This window comes from Streptomyces sp. S07_1.15 (assembly GCF_020739505.1).
Taxonomy (GTDB): domain Bacteria; phylum Actinomycetota; class Actinomycetes; order Streptomycetales; family Streptomycetaceae; genus Streptomyces; species Streptomyces xinghaiensis.
This window is the reverse complement of record NZ_JAJBZK010000001.1, coordinates 3102606-3120566: the sequence shown is the minus strand read 5'-3', so window position 1 is coordinate 3120566 and position 17961 is coordinate 3102606. Positions and strand designations below refer to the sequence as shown.

General features: G+C 72.2%; 16 protein-coding genes and 1 pseudogene. 9 read left to right on the top strand and 8 right to left on the bottom strand.

From position 1 onward, the window contains the following. Positions 1 to 480: 480 nt before the first annotated feature. Positions 481 to 1620 (bottom strand): alanine--glyoxylate aminotransferase family protein, encoded by a 1140-nt coding sequence (locus LIX60_RS13360; RefSeq protein WP_227958612.1) that lies wholly within the window; start codon positions 1618 to 1620, stop codon positions 481 to 483. A 383-nt stretch (positions 1621 to 2003) separates the two neighbouring features. Next, complete coding sequence (gene argS / locus LIX60_RS13355; protein ID WP_227958611.1) at positions 2004 to 3791, bottom strand: arginine--tRNA ligase; 1788 nt, start codon at positions 3789 to 3791, stop codon at positions 2004 to 2006. 272 nt (positions 3792 to 4063) lie between these two features. Between argS and lysS the strand changes: the two genes are divergently transcribed. Continuing rightward, positions 4064 to 5839, top strand: a complete 1776-nt coding sequence (gene lysS, locus LIX60_RS13350; RefSeq protein WP_227958610.1) for a lysine--tRNA ligase — start codon at positions 4064 to 4066, stop codon at positions 5837 to 5839. Between the two features lie 60 nt (positions 5840 to 5899). On the opposite strand, the gene LIX60_RS13345 is transcribed toward lysS, so the two are convergent. The 3 genes from LIX60_RS13345 to LIX60_RS13335 form a co-directional block, all read right to left on the bottom strand. Continuing rightward, positions 5900 to 7291: a DUF2637 domain-containing protein gene (locus LIX60_RS13345; protein ID WP_227958609.1), complete on the bottom strand. Its 1392-nt coding sequence runs from the start codon at positions 7289 to 7291 to the stop codon at positions 5900 to 5902. Positions 7292 to 7483: 192 nt separating this feature from the next. Continuing rightward, entirely contained in the window at positions 7484 to 8182 is a 699-nt protein-coding gene (locus tag LIX60_RS13340) for a DUF3558 domain-containing protein (RefSeq protein ID WP_227958608.1), read from the bottom strand. Between the two features lie 72 nt (positions 8183 to 8254). Then, positions 8255 to 9214, bottom strand: coding sequence for a hypothetical protein (locus LIX60_RS13335; protein ID WP_227958607.1), 960 nt, complete (start codon positions 9212 to 9214; stop codon positions 8255 to 8257). Between the two features lie 203 nt (positions 9215 to 9417). Between LIX60_RS13335 and LIX60_RS13330 the strand changes: the two genes are divergently transcribed. Both LIX60_RS13330 and LIX60_RS13325 read left to right on the top strand, forming a co-directional pair. Further along, positions 9418 to 10611 (top strand): RtcB family protein, encoded by a 1194-nt coding sequence (locus LIX60_RS13330; RefSeq protein WP_227958606.1) that lies wholly within the window; start codon positions 9418 to 9420, stop codon positions 10609 to 10611. 65 nt (positions 10612 to 10676) lie between these two features. After that, positions 10677 to 11249 carry a tyrosine-type recombinase/integrase gene (locus LIX60_RS13325; protein WP_308101266.1) on the top strand — a complete coding sequence of 191 codons (573 nt, stop codon included), beginning with the start codon at positions 10677 to 10679 and terminating at the stop codon, positions 11247 to 11249. Between the two features lie 494 nt (positions 11250 to 11743). On the opposite strand, the gene LIX60_RS13320 is transcribed toward LIX60_RS13325, so the two are convergent. Continuing rightward, positions 11744 to 12034, bottom strand: a complete 291-nt coding sequence (locus tag LIX60_RS13320; protein ID WP_227958604.1) for a hypothetical protein — start codon at positions 12032 to 12034, stop codon at positions 11744 to 11746. Positions 12035 to 12432: 398 nt separating this feature from the next. On the opposite strand from LIX60_RS13320, the gene LIX60_RS13315 reads away from it, so the two are divergent. Further along, positions 12433 to 13215: an AraC family transcriptional regulator gene (locus LIX60_RS13315; RefSeq protein WP_227958603.1), complete on the top strand. Its 783-nt coding sequence runs from the start codon at positions 12433 to 12435 to the stop codon at positions 13213 to 13215. 20 nt (positions 13216 to 13235) lie between these two features. Here the strand turns inward: LIX60_RS13315 and LIX60_RS13310 are convergent. Next, positions 13236 to 13529 (bottom strand): annotated as a pseudogene (locus LIX60_RS13310) (ADP-ribosylglycohydrolase family protein); the annotation flags it as partial. A 216-nt stretch (positions 13530 to 13745) separates the two neighbouring features. On the opposite strand from LIX60_RS13310, the gene LIX60_RS13305 reads away from it, so the two are divergent. Further along, positions 13746 to 14153 (top strand): DUF6247 family protein, encoded by a 408-nt coding sequence (locus tag LIX60_RS13305; protein WP_227958602.1) that lies wholly within the window; start codon positions 13746 to 13748, stop codon positions 14151 to 14153. After that, the gene (locus LIX60_RS13300; protein WP_227958601.1) at positions 14150 to 14440 is read left to right on the top strand and encodes a hypothetical protein; all 291 of its coding nucleotides are present in this window, start codon (positions 14150 to 14152) and stop codon (positions 14438 to 14440) included. Before LIX60_RS13305 ends, LIX60_RS13300 begins: the two co-directional genes overlap by 4 nt. A 113-nt stretch (positions 14441 to 14553) precedes the next feature. Here LIX60_RS13300 and LIX60_RS13295 read toward each other — a convergent pair whose 3' ends face one another. Further along, on the bottom strand, positions 14554 to 15309 hold the full coding sequence (locus tag LIX60_RS13295; protein ID WP_227958600.1) for an SDR family NAD(P)-dependent oxidoreductase: 756 nt from the start codon (positions 15307 to 15309) through the stop codon (positions 14554 to 14556). Positions 15310 to 15502: 193 nt separating this feature from the next. On the opposite strand from LIX60_RS13295, the gene LIX60_RS13290 reads away from it, so the two are divergent. The 3 genes from LIX60_RS13290 (at position 15503) to LIX60_RS13280 (ending at position 17946) form a co-directional block, all read left to right on the top strand. Continuing rightward, on the top strand, positions 15503 to 15985 hold the full coding sequence (locus LIX60_RS13290; RefSeq protein ID WP_227958599.1) for a PepSY domain-containing protein: 483 nt from the start codon (positions 15503 to 15505) through the stop codon (positions 15983 to 15985). Between the two features lie 241 nt (positions 15986 to 16226). Beyond that, positions 16227 to 16712, top strand: coding sequence for a cation:proton antiporter regulatory subunit (locus LIX60_RS13285; protein ID WP_078650092.1), 486 nt, complete (start codon positions 16227 to 16229; stop codon positions 16710 to 16712). Between the two features lie 4 nt (positions 16713 to 16716). Further along, complete coding sequence (locus LIX60_RS13280; RefSeq protein WP_227958598.1) at positions 16717 to 17946, top strand: cation:proton antiporter; 1230 nt, start codon at positions 16717 to 16719, stop codon at positions 17944 to 17946. The last annotated feature ends 15 nt before the right edge of the window (positions 17947 to 17961 follow it).

Here is a 17961-nt window from a genome sequence, read left to right as displayed (position 1 = left end):
ACCGACCACCGGCCCCCCCCAGCACGGATGCCGTAACCCCCACCGAAACAACAAGGGGCAGCCCGCGACGCACCGGTCACCACCATCGCGCCGCCCACCCGGCGCCGTAACCTGCACCAGAACGACACCCGCGGTCCGCGATGCACCCGCGACCACCATCGCGCCGCCCACCCGGCGCCGTAACCTGCACCAGCGCGGCACCGGACAACCCCGGACACACCCGCCGCAGCGGCAGCCGTGCGGCACACCCGGCGAAGCTCCCATGGCGTGTGGACAGCTTGTTGCCTTCTCCGGGGACTCGGTGGAAGCGGCTTGCGGTGGGGCGGGCCGTGCAGGCGGCCTGGGCGTTGTCGGCGGGGAAGGCAGGGGCCGGGCCGTCCGCGTTCTTGCCTCGCGTATGGGGACAGGGCCGGGGATGCCGTCGGCGACCTCGGTCCGTGTCTTTCCGGCCTCTCAGCCTCTCGGCCTCTCCTGCCGGTGTTACTCCTCCGGGCCCGACCAGGCCGCCTCTGCCGCCGTGGAGGCGGCGTCCAAGTCGGCGCGGACGCCTGCCGCGTTCAGGGCCTCGGCCAGAGCTGAGAGGACGCGGACGACCGTGCCCGGGGTGGCGTCGGGGCCGTAGTGGTTGACCCGGATCATCTCGCCGCCCAGGGCGCCGCCGCCCGCGGCCAGCGGTGGGGCGGGGGAGCCGGACGGGGCGACGGCCAGTGCGGCGGCGACGAGTTCGCGGGCGTCGAGGGAGTCGGGGGCCCGCAGGGTCGTGGCGACCGGGGCGGCGTCGCGGGCGTCGGTCACGTACGGGCGCAGGCCCTCCGCGCTCTGATCGGTCAGGGCCTCGACACCGGCGCGCAGAGCGGCGGCCGTGGCGCGGTGGCGGGCGATGGACGCGTCCAGCCCGCCGGTCTCCTCGATGCGCCGGATGCACGCCTCCAGGGCCAGCATCTCCAACTGCGCCGGTGCGTGCGGCAGGGCGATGCGGCCGGGGTTGATCCAGCGCTCCTTCCAGTCCAGGAGGGAGAGGTACGAGCGGCGCGGCGCGCCCGGGTTGGCGTGGATCCGCTCCCAGGCCCGCTCGCTCACCGACACGGCCGAGACCCCGGCCGGGCCGCCCATCGCCTTCTGGGCGCCGATCACGCACAGGTCGACACCCCAGGCGTCGGTGTGCAGCGGCTCGGCGGCGACGGAGGCCACCGCGTCGAGCATCAGGAGCGCGCCGTGTTCACGGACCACCGCGCCGACCGGTGCGACGGCGTTGGTGTTGCCGGTCGCGGCCTCCGCGTGCACCAGGGACACGAGTTCGGTCTCCGGGTGCTCTTGCAGGGCCCTCCGGACGGTCTCGGCGGAGACGGAGGTGTCGTACGGGACCTCGATGTCGACGACTGTGGCGCCGCTGTCGCGCAGCCAGCCGCCGAACGTCTGTCCGTACGGGCCCGTGATGATGTTGAGCGCGGTGCAGCCGGGGCGGGCGGCGCTCCGGATACAGCCCTCCAACGGCAGCAGCGCCTCACCCTGCATCACGATCACGTCGGCGTCGGTGCCCATCACGGAGGCGACCTGCCGTTCGATGGCGGCGAAGTGCTCGGCGGAGAGCGGTGCGAGGTCGAGGAGGGGGTGGGGCATGGGGCTCGCTCACTCGTTTCGTTCGGTGGGGTCAAGGGGCTGTGGGGGGCGGTGCGGGGGATTTTGTGCCGGGTGGTGCGGTATCGGTTGCCGGGGTGAGCGTACCGCCGTGATCCACTCCGGGCCGCGTACGCCGGTCGTGCGGCAGGCGGGGTGCGTCGCAGAGCCGGGGGCCCGGCGTCTGCGGCGCTTGCCCGTGTGCGCTCGCCGGGACGGAAACGCCGCGGGCCCCCACCCGCCGGCCGGTCGCCGGTGGATGGGGGCCCGTTGGATCCTGAGGTCGGGTGGCCGCCCTGGCCGCCTCGCCGCCCGGGTGACCCGGCGGCGTGAGCCCGCCGGCCCGCCGGACCCGCAGGAGCCGCGACGGGTGGCGGACCGTCCCGTCAGAGCCGCTCGGGGGTGCGGATGCCCAGCAGCGCCATGCCCTGCCGCAGGGTGCGGGCGGTGAGGTCGCAGAAGAAGAGGCGGTTCTCCACCAGCTCCGGGGAGTTGTCCTTCTTCAGCACCGGGCACTGGTCGTAGAAGGTGGTGAACGCGGAGGCCAGCTGGTAGAGGTAGGCGGCCAGCTTGTGCGGTTCGTACGTCTCGGCGACCGCCGCCAGCGTCTCGGCGAACTCGTCCAGATGGAGCCCCAGCGCCCGCTCCGCCGGGGACAGCGGCAGCTCGGGGCGGGCCTTCGGGACGGCCGTGCCGGCCTTGCGGAGGATGGACTGGATACGGGCGTAGGCGTACTGCAGGTAGACGCTGGTGTCGCCGTTCAGGGACACCATCCGGTCCAGGTCGAAGATGTAGTCGCGGGTGAGCGAGGTGGAGAGGTCCGCGTACTTCACCGCGCCGATGCCGACCTGCGCGGCGCGCTCGGAGACCTCCTCCGCCGTCAGGTCCGGGGCCTTCTCGGCGACGACCACCGCGGCCCGGTCCACCGCCTCGTCCAGCAGGTCGACCAGCCGCACGGTCTCGCCCTCACGGGTCTTGAACGGCTTGCCGTCCTTGCCGAGGACCGTGCCGAACGGGAGCTGCCGCGCGGCGCCCTCCGGCAGCCAGCCGGCGCGGCGGGCGGTCTCGAACACCATCTTGAAGTGCAGGGCCTGCCGGGCGTCCACGACGTACAGCAGGGTGTCGGCCTTGAGGCTGCCGACGCGGTCGCGGATGGCGGCGAGGTCGGTGGCCGCGTAGCCGAAGCCGCCGTTGGACTTCTGGACGATCAGCGGCACCGGCTTGCCGTCGGGGCCCTTCACATCGTCGAAGAAGACGCAGAGCGCGCCCTCGGAGCGCACGGCGACCCCGGAGGACTCCAGTTCCCGGCAGACCGCGTGCAGGTCGTCGTTGTAGGCGCTCTCGCCGACGACGTCCTCGTCGCGGATCTCCACGTCGAGCTTGGTGTAGACGCCGCGGAAGTAGATCTTCGACTCGTCGACGATCTTGTGCCAGAGGGCGAGGGTCTCCTCGTCCCCCGCCTGGAGGTCCACCACCCGGCGGCGGGCCCGGTCCTTGAACTCCTCGTCGGAGTCGAACAGCGCGCGGGACGCCTTGTAGAGCCGGTTGAGGCGGGACATCGCGGCCTCGCCCTCGGCGGTCGCGTCCGCGGTGTCGGAGGCGTGGTCCAGCTCGTGCGGGTGCTCGATCAGGTACTGGATGAGCATGCCGAACTGGGTGCCCCAGTCGCCGATGTGGTGCCGCCGGACCACCGTCTCGCCCCGGTGCTCCAGGATTTGCACGATGGCGTCACCGATCACCGTGGAGCGGAGGTGGCCGACGTGCATCTCCTTGGCCACGTTGGGCTGGGAGTAGTCGATGACCGTGGTGCCGGGGCGCTCCGCGTACGGCACGCCCAGCCGGTCGTCCGCCGCGCGCAGGGCCAGCGTGGAGGTGATGGCCGAGTCGGCGACGGTGATGTTGAGGAAGCCGGGGCCGGAGACCTCGATGGCCCGGACGACCGGGTCCGGGTCGGCGTCGTCCGCGGTGGGGATGCGGTCCACGACCTGCCCCGCCAGCTCCCGGGGGTTGCCGCCCAGCTTCTTCGCCAGCGCCAGCATGCCGTTGGCCTGGAAATCCGCCCGGTCGCTCCGTCGCAGCAGCGGATCGGCGGCGCCGGCCTCCGGCAGGGCGGCGGCGAGGGCCTCGGCGAGACGCTGGTGGACGGTTGCGGCAAGGGAAGGGACCGGGGCCATGAGGAGCTAGCGCCTTCTTTCGCGGTGGGGTGCGGGGCCGTGGCGGCCGCTCGGCGGACTGTGCCGCCCAGTGCCGCCCGGTGCCGCTCCGGCGCTGCCGGGCCGCGGTGCCGGGCGGACCGGCGGCGTTCGCCGCCAGTATCCCACGGCGCTCCCGTGGCATCCGGGGCATTAACGGGTCTGGGAGAATGGCGGCGTCGGGCTCACCGCCGGACTCACCGCCGGGCGCACCGCCCGGCTTCCGAGCGCAGGAAGCGAAGAAAGAAGAGGACGTGCCGATCGTGGCTCAGAGCACTGAGACCGACTGGGTCTCCCGTTTCGCGGACGAGGTCATCGCCGAGGCGGAGCGCCGTGCCCCCGGCAAACCGATCGTCTGCGCCTCGGGGCTGAGCCCGTCCGGTCCGATCCACCTCGGCAATCTCCGCGAGGTGATGACCCCGCACCTCGTCGCCGACGAGATCAAGCGGCGCGGGCACGACTGCGTCCACATCCTGTCCTGGGACGACTACGACCGCTTCCGCAAGGTGCCGGCCGGTATCGACCCGTCCTGGTCGGAGCACATCGGCAAGCCGCTGACCAGCGTGCCCGCGCCGCCCGGCAGCGAGTACGCCAACTGGGCCGAGCACTTCAAGGCGCCGATGGTGGCGGCGATGGAGCAGCTCGGCATCGAGGTGCACCCGATCAGCCAGACGCTGCAGTACACCTCCGGCGCGTACCGCGACCAGATCCTGTTCGCCATGCGCGAGCGTGCGCGGATCGACGCCGTCCTGGACCGCTACCGCACCAAGGAGAAGAGCGGGGCCGGGAAGCCGGGGGCGCAGAAGGCGGGAGCGGGCGGGCAGCAGAAGGGCAAGAAGCTCGACGAGGCCGAGGCCGCCGCGGCGGAGGCCGCCGCCGAGGGCTCGGGCGCGGCGGCCGAGGACGACGGCTCGGGCGCCGGTGCGGGCTACTTCCCGTACAAGCCGTACTGCTCGGTCTGCGGGACGGACTTCACGACCGTCACCGGATACGACGACGAGACCACCGAGCTGACGTACGTCTGCCGGTGCGGGCACGGCGAGACGGTGCTGCTCTCCGAGCACAACCGCGGCAAGCTGGTGTGGAAGGTCGACTGGCCGATGCGCTGGGCCTACGAGGGCGTGGTGTTCGAGCCGTCCGGGGTGGACCACTCCTCGCCCGGCTCGTCGTACGTCGTCGGCGGGCAGCTGGTGAAGGAGATCTTCGGCGGCGAGCAGCCGATCGGGCCGATGTACGCCTTCGTCGGCATCAGCGGCATGGCCAAGATGTCGAGTTCGAAGGGCGGTGTGCCGACGCCCGAGGACGCCCTGCAGATCATGGAGGCGCCGCTGCTGCGCTGGCTGTACGCGCGGCGGAAGCCGAACCAGTCCTTCAAGATCGCGTTCGACCAGGAGATCCAGCGGCTCTACGACGAGTGGGACGCCCTGGAGCGGAGGATCGCCGACGGCTCGGCGCAGCCCGCGGACGCCGCCGCGTACCGCCGTGCCACCCGCACGGCCGTCGGTGAACTCCCGCGGACGCCGCGCCCGTTGCCGTACCGGACGCTCGCCTCCGTGGTGGACGTCACCACGGGGCACGGCGAGCAGACGCTGCGGATCCTGCGTGACCTCGACCCGGAGAACCCGATCAACTCCCTGGACGAGGCCCGGCCCCGGCTGGACCGCGCCGAGAACTGGATCCGGACGCAGGTGCCGGCCGAGCAGCGCACCCGGGTCCGGGAGGAGCCGGACACCGAGCTGCTGGCCTCGCTCGGGGAGACGGAGCGGGAGTCGCTGCGGCTGCTCCTGGACGGGCTGGACGAGCACTGGTCGCTCGACGGGCTGACGGCTCTGGTCTACGGGGTGCCGAAGCTGCAGGCGGGCCTCCCGGCGGACGCGAAGCCGACGCCGGAGCTGAAGACGGCGCAGCGGTCGTTCTTCGCCCTGCTGTACAAGCTGCTGGTCGGCCGGGACACGGGGCCGCGGCTGCCGACGCTGCTGCTGGCGGTCGGCGCGGACCGGGTGCGGAAGCTGCTGGCGGCCCGGGTGTAGGGCGCGGGCGAGCCGCGGGGGCGGGCCGGCGCAGCGGCGGCGCGGGCCGGCGCGGGCCCGTCAGGCGATGTGCTCGGTGTCCATCTCCGCCGTGTAGCGGTGGCGGAACTCGCGGAGGTAGCCGCGGAGCGAGCTCTCGCTGAGCGGGCCGCCGGTGCGGCCGCGGATGCCGTAGAGGTCCATGAGGTAAAGGCCGAACTGGCGGGCGTTGGGGAAGTCGCCGCGCTCGGCGACGTACCGGCGGAACGCGCCGAAGTACGCCTCCTCGCGGGACATGTCGTCGGGCAGGCCCGGCGCGGCGGCGGTCTCCTCCTCCGCGGCGGGGCCCGGCTCGGCCGGGAAGGGGCCGCTCTGCGCCGGGACGTACGGCTGCGGGCTGCCCAGGGGGCGCTCGCGGCCCGGGGCGACCGGCACGGTCACCCGGGGGGAGACCGGCTCGGCCGGGGAGAGGGGTTCGCGGACGGGCCCGGGGGCGGCGGGGTACTCGGAGGCTCCGTCGTGGTGCGGGGCTGCGTCGTGGTGCGGGGCTCCGTCGTGGTGCGGGGCTCCGTCGTACCGGGGGGTTCCGGTGTACTCGGGGCCGGCGGCGGTGTGGTCCGCGGCGCCGTATCCGGCGGTCGGCGCGGACTCCCCGGCGGTGGTGTGTTCCGCCGGGCGTTCGTGGCCGGGCGCCTGCCCGGCGCCGGCCCCGGAGTGGTGCTCCCCGGCGTGGTGTTCCCCGGCGGTGAGTTCGGGGCGGCGCGGTGAGGGGCGTACGGCGGCGGGGGCGGCCGGGTCGATGCCGGCGGCGGCGAGTCCGTCGGGCGCGGTCTCGGCGAGCGGGACGCCGTAGCGGGCCAGCCGGAGCGGCATCATCGACTCGACCGGTGCCTTGCGGCGCCAGGCGCGGCCGTAGCGGGCGCGGAGGCGGGCCTGGTAGACGAGGCGGTCCTGTTCGAGGCGGATGACCTCGTCGTAGGAGCGCAGTTCCCACAGCTTCATCCGGCGCCAGAGCCGGAAGGTGGAGGGGAAGGCCAGCAGCCAGCGGGAGAGGCGTACGCCCTCCATGTGCTTGTCGGCGGTGATGTCGGCGATCCGGCCGATGGCGTGCCGGGCGGCCTCGACGGAGACGACGAAGAGGACGGGGATGACCGCGTGCATGCCGACGCCCAGCGGGTCGGGCCAGGCCGCGGCACCGTTGAAGGCGATGGTGGCGGCGGTGAGCAGCCAGGCGGTCTGGCGCAGCAGCGGGAACGGGATGCGGATCCAGGTCAGCAGCAGGTCCAGGGCGAGCAGGACGACGATCCCCGCGTCGATCCCGATGGGGAAGACGACGGAGAAGGCGCCGAACCCTTTCTGCTCGGCGAGGTCGCGGACCGCCGCGTACGAACCGGCGAAGCCGATCGCCGCGATCAGCACGGCACCGGCGACCACCACCCCGATCAAGATGCGGTGTGTGCGTGTCAGCTGCATGGCGGCCACCCGCGCTCCCCTTCCGGTGTCGACAACTGGCGGGCACAGCCTGGCACATGTGTGCGAGTGCGAGGAGCCCGGACCTGTCGCGGGCCCGGGCTCCCGGGCGGTATCCCCGGTTACGCGCGGTATCTCAGGGGCGGTTCGGGCGGAGGCCCGTCCGGATCCCGGTCCGGGGGCGGCGGCCGTCGCTCACTTGTTGGCGTCGGCGACGGCCTTGACGGCCTCCTTGGCGGCCTTCTCGGCGTCCTTGAGCAGATCGTCGGCCTTCGGCGGCTTGGCGTCCTCGTAGCCGGCGCCGTTGTAGTTCAGGGTGATGACGACGTTCTCGGTGCGGGTCACGACGGTCTGGTTCTTGAAGCCGTCGCCGTCCTTGGTGATGTCGTAGCGCACCGTGGCCGCCTCGTCGCCGATGCCGGACGGCGCCGCGTTCTTCACGTCCTTGCCGCCCTTGACGGACTTGGCCTCGCCGACCTGCTTGGTGAAGTACTGCTCGGCGCGCGACTCCGCGCTGCCGAGCGTCGCGTCGGACTCGAAGCGCTGGAGGGAGATGTCCAGCCAGCGGTACTGGAAACCGTCGAGGCCGTACCAGGAGCAGGTGCTGCGCGCGTTGACGTCGCTCGACTTGCCGGCCGTGCCGGTCTTGCTGTCGGCCTTGGGGACGAGGTCCTCGATGGTGTCCTTGCCGACGGCCTTGCACGCCTTGGGCAGGTCGGCGTACTTCGCGGGGGCCGTGGTGGGCGAGGCGCTCGCCTCCCCCGACGACGCGGACGGCTTGGCCTCCGCCTCGTCACCGGAGTCCGAGGAGCAGCCGGCGACGAACATCATGGGTATGACGGCTGCGGCGGCGAGAAGTCGCGTGGCTGATCGGTGCATGGTTCCTTCGCTCATCTGTCATCCAGGGGCGGTGGTACCACCCGTACGCCGCACCACCGTAAGGGAGGACGGCGGGACGGGCGGCGGTCATGCGTCGAAGGTGTCGGACAGCTCACGGGCCAGGCGCTGCGCCCTGGCCTGGAGCTCCCGGCTGCCGGGGATGTCCGAACGGTGCGTCGACCACTGGTCATACGTGATGGTCACCAGGACGTTCGAGGCCCGGAAGACGATCGTGATGTCGCGGTGGGCGCCGGAATCGGCGGTGCCGAGGTGGTCGTCGATGTAAGCGACATCACCCAGCCCGTCGAGGGCGCGGGGGGCGGTGGAGGGACCGGCGGAGGGGGAGGATGCGGGGGATTCGTCGCCCTTCTCCTCCTTCTCCCCCTTTTCGCCGTTCTCCCCGGATGTGCCGTTCTCTCCGGTGTCCGCGCCGCCTTCGCCGCCCTTGTCCCCGCTGCCCTGCTCGCCGTCCCCGGCGTTCTTGCCGTCCTCGCCCTCTCCGCTGTCCGCCGCGCCCGAGGTCTCGGCCGGATCGGCGTTCTCGGCCTGGGACTCGGAAGCGGCGGCGGACGGCTTGCCGTCCTCCGGCTTCTCGTCGACGGGGGCGGGGATGCCGGCCTCGGCCGCCTTCTTGTCGTACAGCTGCTGGGCGCGGTCGTCGTCGCTGAGGGCCGGGTCGTAGGAGACGACCCGCTCGAAGTCGATGACCAGGCTGCGGGTGCCGTCGGAGAGCCCGGTGGTCCAGCGGCAGCCGGTGCGGCGGTCGGTGTCGTAGGTGAGCGCCGGCTGGCCGTCGTACGCCTTCTCGCGCTTCGTCCCCTCCAGCTTGTCGAGGCCGGGGAGGAGGGCGCGCAGGGTGCCGCGTTCGACGGCGCCGCAGGCCTCGGGCAGGGTGCGGTACTTGCCGGGCCTGGCGGAGGAGGTGGCGGAGGGGCCGCCCTGCTCGGAACCGTCCCCGCCGCCGTCACCGGAGGAACCGGTGCACCCCGTCAGCCCGACGAGCAGCGCGGCTGCCACGGCGCTCGTTCCGTACGCCCATCGCTGCACGGTGCCCGGCTCCCTTCGGAAAAGCTGTTGCCGCCGGTCGGCGGCCGATGGAGACAATGTGTACCGCACGCGCCGCCGCCTCCGCCGGGCCGATGCCGGTTATCCGGGGGGATGGAGGGTTTTGTGCCGTGCGCTTTCGACCAGCGGGAGACATCAGTCCCGGTCACGGGGGGACCCCGGCCGGCGGGGGAATCGAGGACGTCGTGGGATACACCGAGCTGCCCGGTGCGCGGGTGCCGATCCGGATGTGGGCCGACCCGGCCACCGTCGAGGACGGCGCGATGCGCCAGCTGGAGAACGTCGCCACGCTGCCCTGGATCCAGGGCCTGGCCGTCATGCCCGATGTGCACTACGGCAAGGGCGCGACGGTCGGTTCGGTGATCGCGATGCGGGGCGCCGTCTGCCCGGCCGCGGTCGGGGTGGACATCGGCTGCGGGATGTCGGCGGTGAAGACCTCGCTGACCGCCAACGACCTGCCGGGTGACCTCTCCCGGCTGCGGTCGAGGATCGAGCAGGCGATACCGGTGGGGCGCGGGATGCACGACGAGCCCGTCGACCCGGGGCGGCTGCACGGCTTCCCGACGGCGGGCTGGGAGGACTTCTGGTCCCGCTTCGAGGGGGTGGCCGAGGCGGTCAGGTTCCGCCGGGAGCGGGCCGCCCGGCAGATGGGTTCGCTCGGTTCGGGCAACCACTTCATCGAGTTCTGCCTGGACGAGTCCGGCACGGTATGGCTGATGCTGCACTCCGGCTCCCGCAACATCGGCAAGGAGCTGGCCGAGCACCACATCGGTATCGCGCAGCGGCTGCCGCACAACCAGGGCCTCGTGGACCGGGACCTCGCCGTGTTCGTCGCGGACACCCCGCAGATGGCGGCCTACCGGAACGACCTGTTCTGGGCGCAGGAGTATGCCCAGCACAACCGCGCGATCATGATGGGCGTCTTCCAGGACGTCGTCCGCAAGGAGTTCAAGAAGGCCCGGCCCGTCTTCGAACCGGTCATCTCCTGCCACCACAACTACGTGGCCGAGGAGCGGTACGACGGCATGGACCTGCTGGTCACCCGGAAGGGGGCGATCCGTGCGGGCGGCGGGGACCACGGCATCATCCCGGGCTCCATGGGCACCGGCTCGTACATCGTGCGCGGGCTCGGCAATGAGGCGTCCTTCAACTCCGCCTCCCACGGCGCGGGCCGGCGGATGAGCCGCAACGCGGCCAAGCGGCGGTACACGGCCCGGGACCTGGAGGAGCAGACCCGGGGCGTGGAGTGCCGCAAGGACTCCGGGGTCGTGGACGAGATCCCGGCCGCGTACAAGCCGATCGAGCAGGTCATCGACCAGCAGCGCGATCTGGTCGAGGTCGTGGCCAAGCTCAAGCAGGTCATCTGCGTGAAGGGCTGAGGAGGGCGCCGCCCGGGCCCGTGGATCCGGGCCCGGGCGGCTGCCGGGCCACGCCCGTGCTGGAAGTGCCCGAGTTCCAGGCGGTGGTGAACGCGGCCGCCACACCGCGCGAGGCGCTGGTGCCGGTCCTGATCTACACGCTGGTCGGCCGTTTCTCCGAGTGCTGCGCGGCAACCCTGGTGGACGTGCGGGTGCTGGACGGCGCGCGCAGGCTCGACCTGCGCCGCAAGGGCGGCAAGGGACGCGTGTTCCCGCTGCCGGACCGTCTCTGCGACCTGATCGACGTCGCCGCCGGCCGCCGCGCGGAGGGCCGGCTGCTCCTGGACGACGCCGGAAAACCGATGGACCGGCACGCGGTGGACCGGCTGCTGAACCGCCTGGGCCGCACGGCCGGCGTGCTGCCGGGCCGGGACCTCACCCCGCACGTCCTGCGGGCCTCCAAGCTGACGCACATGCACGACGCGCAGGTGCCGGTGGAGGAGATCCGGGAGTACGCCGACCACGCGCACATCGAGACCACGCTGCGGTACATCCGCCGCCGGGACGCCGACCTGCTCAAGGCGAAGCACGCCACGGCGGCGGTCGCGGTGTACGACCACCTGGTGGACCGGTTCGTTGAGGGGGAGCGCGGAAGCTGACGGCTGGGGCCCTGCTGACCCTGGGCTACCGCGCGTCGCCCTTCTTCCGTTCCTTCCTCGCCACGGAGTCTTCTCGTGCGCATCCGCTCGGCCTGTGGGCTTTCCGCTGTCGTCGCCGTCGATGCGGCAGTGACCGGTACCCCTCCTTGAGTCTCAGCCGCCACGGCCCGGACCCAACCCGTCCTGCCCACCTTCACCGCGCTCATCACCCGTTCCCCGACCGGTCGCTGAACCCACAGCCAGCCCGGAACTCCGCAAGCCAACGAATGAGCAGTGGGCCGAAGACGGGAAGTCTTCGGCCCACAACGGCGTGCGCAGCACCATCGACTCGGTTCGCTCTCCAGCGCCGCCGGCTTCTGTTCGGTTGCGTTGTGGCGCCGTTGGCAAGGAACGGCCCGGCGCCCATGGGTGTTTCGGAGAATCACGGTTCAGCGTCGGCGGTCAGGGTCCCGGCGGGATTACGGCACCATGGGACGCCGTGGGTGCACGGGCGATCAGAAGTGCTCGATGGACACGTACTCCACATAGCCCCAGTTGCAGTATGCGTTGGTGCGGGTGGGGCCGGTCACGATGCTGCTCGACCCCGAACCCCCCAGCGTGCAGTCGACGTTGACGCGCCACTTGTAGTTCCCCGCAGTGGTGCACCTCCCCCAGCCGTTGGTGAGGTTCTTGCCCTTGGTGCACGAGGGCCCGAGCGCAGAGGCAACTCCGTCGTGGGCGGCAGCCTGCGCGGGCGCCGACACCCCGCCCAGCAGCAGGGCCGCTCCGATTCCCAGTCCTGCCACAGCCGTACGGAAACGCATGGGTACTCCTTCGATTCGTTGGGACGAGGGCCGCCGTGACCGACAACACGTCGGCATTGGGCAACCGCCATAGGCAAACGTCCCTGGTCAGCATGTGTCTTGTCCCAGGGAGGAACTCCGAGGCCGGTCGCCCGGATGGCGTGATCTTGGCTTCACGGCCCGTCGTGAACACCATCAGACTGAAGCCAAGGTCGGCGAGGTGTCTTGTACAAACGCGCACCCTGCCGGGTGCGTGTTCCTTGGAGGCGCATGGATCGAGAAGGGCGGCAGTTGTGGTCCGCGAGTCGGCACCGGACGATGCGAGCTCGGAGGGCTGCCGGGTGCGTCGGCATCCTCCTGCCCGGCTGCGCGCCCACGTGGTCAGTTACACCGGCTACCGCATGAGTACGGCACCGGTCGCGCAGAGGCTGAACCTCCCCTCGACCACCGTGACGCTGTGTTTGACGTGGGGAGCCCCACTGGACCTCGCCTCGGACCGGGATCCGCCGTCGGGCGGGGGCCGTGACGCGGTGCTGCTGGGACTCCAGACCGGCCCGGTGATCAGCCGCACCGGCGGCACGGGCCACGGCGTGCAGGTGGAACTGACGCCGTTGGGCGGTTATGCACTCCTCGGCATGCCGCTTCGTCACCTGGCCGACACCATGGTCCACCCAGTGGACGTACTGGGACGGCACTGGGGCGTCGCCCTCACCGGTCAACTCGCCCGCGCATCCAACTGGAGAAGTCGCTGGGCTCTTCTCGACGAAGCAATCTCCATGCGGCTCGCGGACAGCCGGTGCTGGCCCTCACCAGTGGTGTCGGAGGCCTGGACCCTGTTGCAGGCCAGTCACGGCACGCTGCCCGTCGGGCGGCTGGCCGAAGCGACCGGGCGGAGCCGTCGCCGCCTGGAGGTCCTCTTCGCGGAGCAGATCGGCCTCACTCCCAAGAGCGCCGCCCGCGTTCTCCGCTTCCAAAAGGCTCTGACCAGGCTGCTGAAGCCGAGTGCGACCTGGGCCGAAACGGCAGCTACGTGCGGCTACCACGACCAGGCTCACCTCGCCCGCGAGTTCCGCACCTTTGCGGGAATGACCGCAACCGCCCTCCAGGAACTTGCCACCCACAGCGCGGGGGGCGACACCAGTCCCCTCGCCCACCCCTTCACCTCTGTTCTGGCTCCACCATGACCCGTATTCCGTGGTCAGGACTCGGTCTGCAGGCCGATGTCCTTGGGTTCGGAGCGGGCCCAGCGCCGGAATCGGGCGAAGATGTCCGGGAGGTCGAGCCCGCCGCGTTCCACCAGTGATTCCCCGACCAGGACGGCCATCTGGGTGTCGTCGGTGGCCTCTGCGGGGTCCCAGCCACCGCCGCCGCACATCTCGCCGCCTGCGCCGGGCGCCGGGAAGCGGGCGGAGAACGCCCCCTCGGGTCCGAACTCGAAGGGTGCCCCGAGGGCGTCACCCACTGCTGAGCCGACGATCGCACCGCGGGCCCGCCGGATCCTGTCAGTCCCCTGCACGGGGGCAGGCTATCGCGGGGCATGGGATCGGCCCCTTGGACCAGGGGTTGGGAGAGGACTGACTGGTGGGTGACCGCCGCCGTGAGGCCGGCACTGCCGGGCGAACCGGGACGAATGCGGCCCCTGTCTGCGCGGGAGCCGACCGGGGCCGTACCGTAGGAGGCTCAGCGGACCTGCCGATTCCCACTGGAGACCGCGATGAGCACGCAGCCCGACCACCCGCGGCACGGCACCGCCAGCGCTGACACGGAGGCGGAGGTGCACCGGATCGCGCAGCCGGCGAGCACTCCGGAGGAGCTGCGTGCCGCCCTCGCGGTGATCGCCCCGGACGCGCTGCCGACCTTCGACGCCGAGCGTGCGGCGGCTCTGCAGCAGTCCCGGGAGCAGGTGAGTGCCGCGCCCATGCGTCGCTTCGTCGGGCAGTGGGCCGTCCACGTCGCCGTGGAGCGCCATCCGGAACGTGCAGCCCGGCTGCGGGCCTTGGAGGCCCGTGCGGCCGAGACCGAGGACATCGGGCAGGCCCGGGAGATCGCGGCCGAGATCGGCCGCATCCTCGACGAGGCGTGCGCCGAGGCCGGCATCAACCACCGGCAGGGAGCGGCGTGAGCGACCGCAGCGACTGGCGCTGGGAGTACGACCCGGATGCCGAGCACGTCGTCGCGGGACTGCCCCCGCAGGTGGTGGCCGAGGTCGAGCGCCTCGCGGGGGAGATGGTCGCCCTCGCCGAGGTCGGCGTTGACGTCACCGACCTCGGCGAGGGGCCGCGGAAGGGCGTACCGGGCGGTGTGCGGCGCATCCCGCTCCTGGCCGACGGCTGGTTCTACGCACTGCCCCTTCCACGCCTGCGGCTCATCGCAATCACGCGGGTGATTCCGCCTTTCACCCAGTTCTGACGGGACTGAGATGGCCGCGGTACCGGGTCTCGACGCTGTGCCGCCTATCGTCTCCGGGCCTGCGGGCAGTCTGCCCCTCCAGAGCCGGCCGTGCGGCGTCGCCGGCGCCGGACTCACCTCTCGCGGTGGACCTTGGTGTTGGACGCCTGTGCGCGCGGGCGGACGACGAGCAGGTCGATGTTGACGTGCGGGGGGCGGGTGACCGCCCACGCCACGGTGTCGGCCACGTCCTCGGCGGTGAGCGGCTCCGCCACGCCCGCGTAGACGGCCGCCGCCCGCTCCTCGTCACCGCGGAAGCGGGTCATCGCGAACTCGTCGGTGCGCACCATGCCGGGGGCCACCTCGATGACCCGGACCGGTTCGCCGCACAGCTCCAGCCGGAGGGTCCCGGCGAGGGCGTGGGCACCGTGCTTGGCGGCCACATAGCCGCCGCCGCCCTCGTAGGTGCCGTGTCCGGCGGTGGAGGTGAGCACGACGACCGTGCCGTCGCCGGAGGCGGTCAGGGCGGGCAGCAGGGCCTGGGTGACGTGCAGTACGCCGAGGACGTTCACCTCGTACATCGCCCGCCAGTCGGCGGGGTCGCCGGTCGCCACCGGGTCGAGGCCCAGCGCGCCGCCGGCGTTGTTGACCAGGACGTCGCAGCGGTCGAGGGAGGCGGCGAAGGCGTCGACGGCCGCACGGTCCGTGACGTCGAGCGGGTGGGCGGCGGCCTCCAGCCCGGCCGCCGTCAACTCGGCCGCCAGCGCCTCGATGCGGTCCGCACGGCGCGCGGTGAGCAGCACCCGGTATCCGGCTTCGGCCAGTCTGCGGGCGGTCGCCGCGCCGATTCCGCTGCTGGCGCCGGTGACGACTGCGGTACGCGTGCTCATGGTGCCTCCGTTGCGAGCCTGGCTTGGCTGTGATCGTCCGCACGCAGGATATGCCGCTGCTGATCGGATCAGAGGAAGGTCTGATCGGGGGATGAGATGCATATTCTATGACAGACCGTCAGGTCGGCGGGGAAAGGTGCGGTCGTCCGGCATCACCGGACGGATCGGATCCCGACATCGAGGAGCACCTTTTATGCCCGTAACGGACCCTGCCCTCCGCCGTTCGCGCACGGTCGCCCAGCGGCTGGGCGCCGCGGTCACCGGTCTGGTCGCCGCCACCGCCCTGGTCGCCGGAGTCCCGGCGACGGCCTCGGCCCACGACCACCACCGCGGTCACGGTCACCACGCCGGTCACGGCCACGGCCACCACTCCGGCCACGGCCACGGCCGGTGCCACAAGCACCACAAGCACCACGGCCACCAGGGCAAGCAGAACAAGCACGGCGGCCGGCACGGCCACGCGCACCCGGTGGAGATCCGCGAGGCGATCGCGATCGCGGAGGGCGCCGTGCCCGGGAAGGTCACCGCGGCCGAGGTGGAGGAGGAGAGGCTCCACCCCAAGGACAAGAAGAAGCGGAAGGTCTGGGAGGTGGAGGTCAAGCGCGGCAAGATCACGTACGACGTGCTGATCGACCCGAGGACCGGCTGCATCCTGAAGGTCGAGAAGGACGACTGAGACACCGGAGAGACACCCGGGACACGCCCGGCGGACGGCCCGGTAGCGGGGCCGGAGCACGACGGCCGGGGCCGGAGCCGCACACAGCGCCTCCGGCTCCGGCCCCCGCCCCCGGCGCCCTTCACCGCCGTCCGGCGCCGGCGGGCCGTATGGCAGGGTTCTGGACGGGCGGCCCCGCTGACGCGGCCGCGCCCTCCGTTCCGCCACGTCGGCCCAGTGAGGCCGGAAAGAGGGGGTCACCGTGCCGGCACCACGCATGAGCACGACACCACTGCCCGGCATTGGTGTCCAATACGACCTGACCACGCGCGAACAGCGCCATCTGTCCGTGGTCGCCCACCGGGACGGCACCCGCACCTTCAACGCCTACCGGTCCGACGATCCCGACGCCTGCGCGCTGTCGCTGCGCCTCACCGGCTCCGAAGCGGCCCTCCTGGCGGACAGCATGGCCCCGCAGGACCACAGCCCGAGCCTGCTCTACACCACGGACCTCGGCCTGGTCGCGGAGCGCATCCCGCTGAGCGGGTCCTCGCACTGGAACGGACGCGTCCTGGGCGACACCTGCCTCCGCACGGAGACGGGTGTCTCCATCGTCGCCGTGCTGCGCCGCTCCGAGGCGATCCCCTCGCCGACCCCGGACTTCCGCCTCGCCGGGGGTGACACGCTCATCGTCATCGGGACCCGCGAGGGCGTGGACGCCGCCGCCGCGATCCTCGAACGGGAATGAGCGCATGCACGGAGCCATATTCCTGATCGAACTCGGCGGCCTCATCCTCGCGCTCGGCCTGCTGGGACGGCTCGCCGGACGCTACGGCTTCTCGCCGATCCCGCTCTACCTCCTCGCCGGTCTGGCCTTCGGCCACGGCGGGCTGCTGCCGCTGGGCGCGAGCGAGGAGTTCGTCGCCCAGGCCTCGGAGATCGGCGTCGTCCTGCTGCTGCTGATGCTCGGCCTGGAGTACACCGCCGCGGATCTGGTGGGCAACCTCCGCAAGCAGTACCCGGCCGGGATCGTCGACTTCGTCCTCAACGCGCTGCCGGGCGCCGCCGCGGCGCTGCTGCTGGGCTGGAGCCCGGTCGCCGCCGTGGTGCTGGCGGGCGTCACCTGGATCTCCTCCTCGGGGGTCATCGCCAAGGTCCTCGGCGACCTCGGCCGGGTCGGCAACCGGGAGACACCGGTCATTCTCAGCGTCCTCGTCTTCGAGGACCTGGCGATGGCGGTCTACCTGCCGCTGCTCACGGCGCTGCTCTCGGGGCTGAGCATCGCGGCCGGCAGTGTGACCCTCGGTGTGGCGCTGGGCGTCGCCGGCCTCGTCCTCTTCGCCGCGGTCCGCTACGGCCGGGTGATCTCGCGCTTCGTCTCCAGCGACGACCCGGAGAAGCTGTTGCTGGTCGTGCTGGGGCTGACGCTGCTGGTCGCCGGTATCGCCCAGCAGTTGCAGGTCTCGGCGGCGGTCGGCGCGTTCCTGGTCGGCATCGCACTCTCCGGTGAGGTGGCGGAGGGGGCGCACGCGGTCCTGGTCCCGCTCCGGGACCTCTTCGCCGCGGTCTTCTTCGTCTTCTTCGGGCTGAACACCAATCCGGAGAGCATCCCGCCGGTGATCGTCCCGGCGCTGATCCTGGCGGTCCTCACCGCCATCACCAAGATCGCCACGGGTTACTGGGCGGCGAAGCGGGCGAGGATCGGCGAGAAGGGCCGCTGGCGGGCCGGTGGCGCGCTGGTGGCCCGCGGCGAGTTCTCCATCGTCATCGCGGGGCTCGCGATCAGCTCCGGAGTCGAACCGCGGCTCGGCGCCCTGGCCACGGCGTACGTGCTGCTGCTCGTCATCATCGGCCCGCTGACCGCCCGTTACACCGAGCCGGTCGCCCTGCGGCTGTTCGGCGGCCGGAAGCCCCCGGCCGCGCCCGCGGAGGGCGGCGGTGCCGGTACGGACGCCTCGGCCGCAGCGGGCAGCAAGCCCTGACGCGGGGCGGCGGGC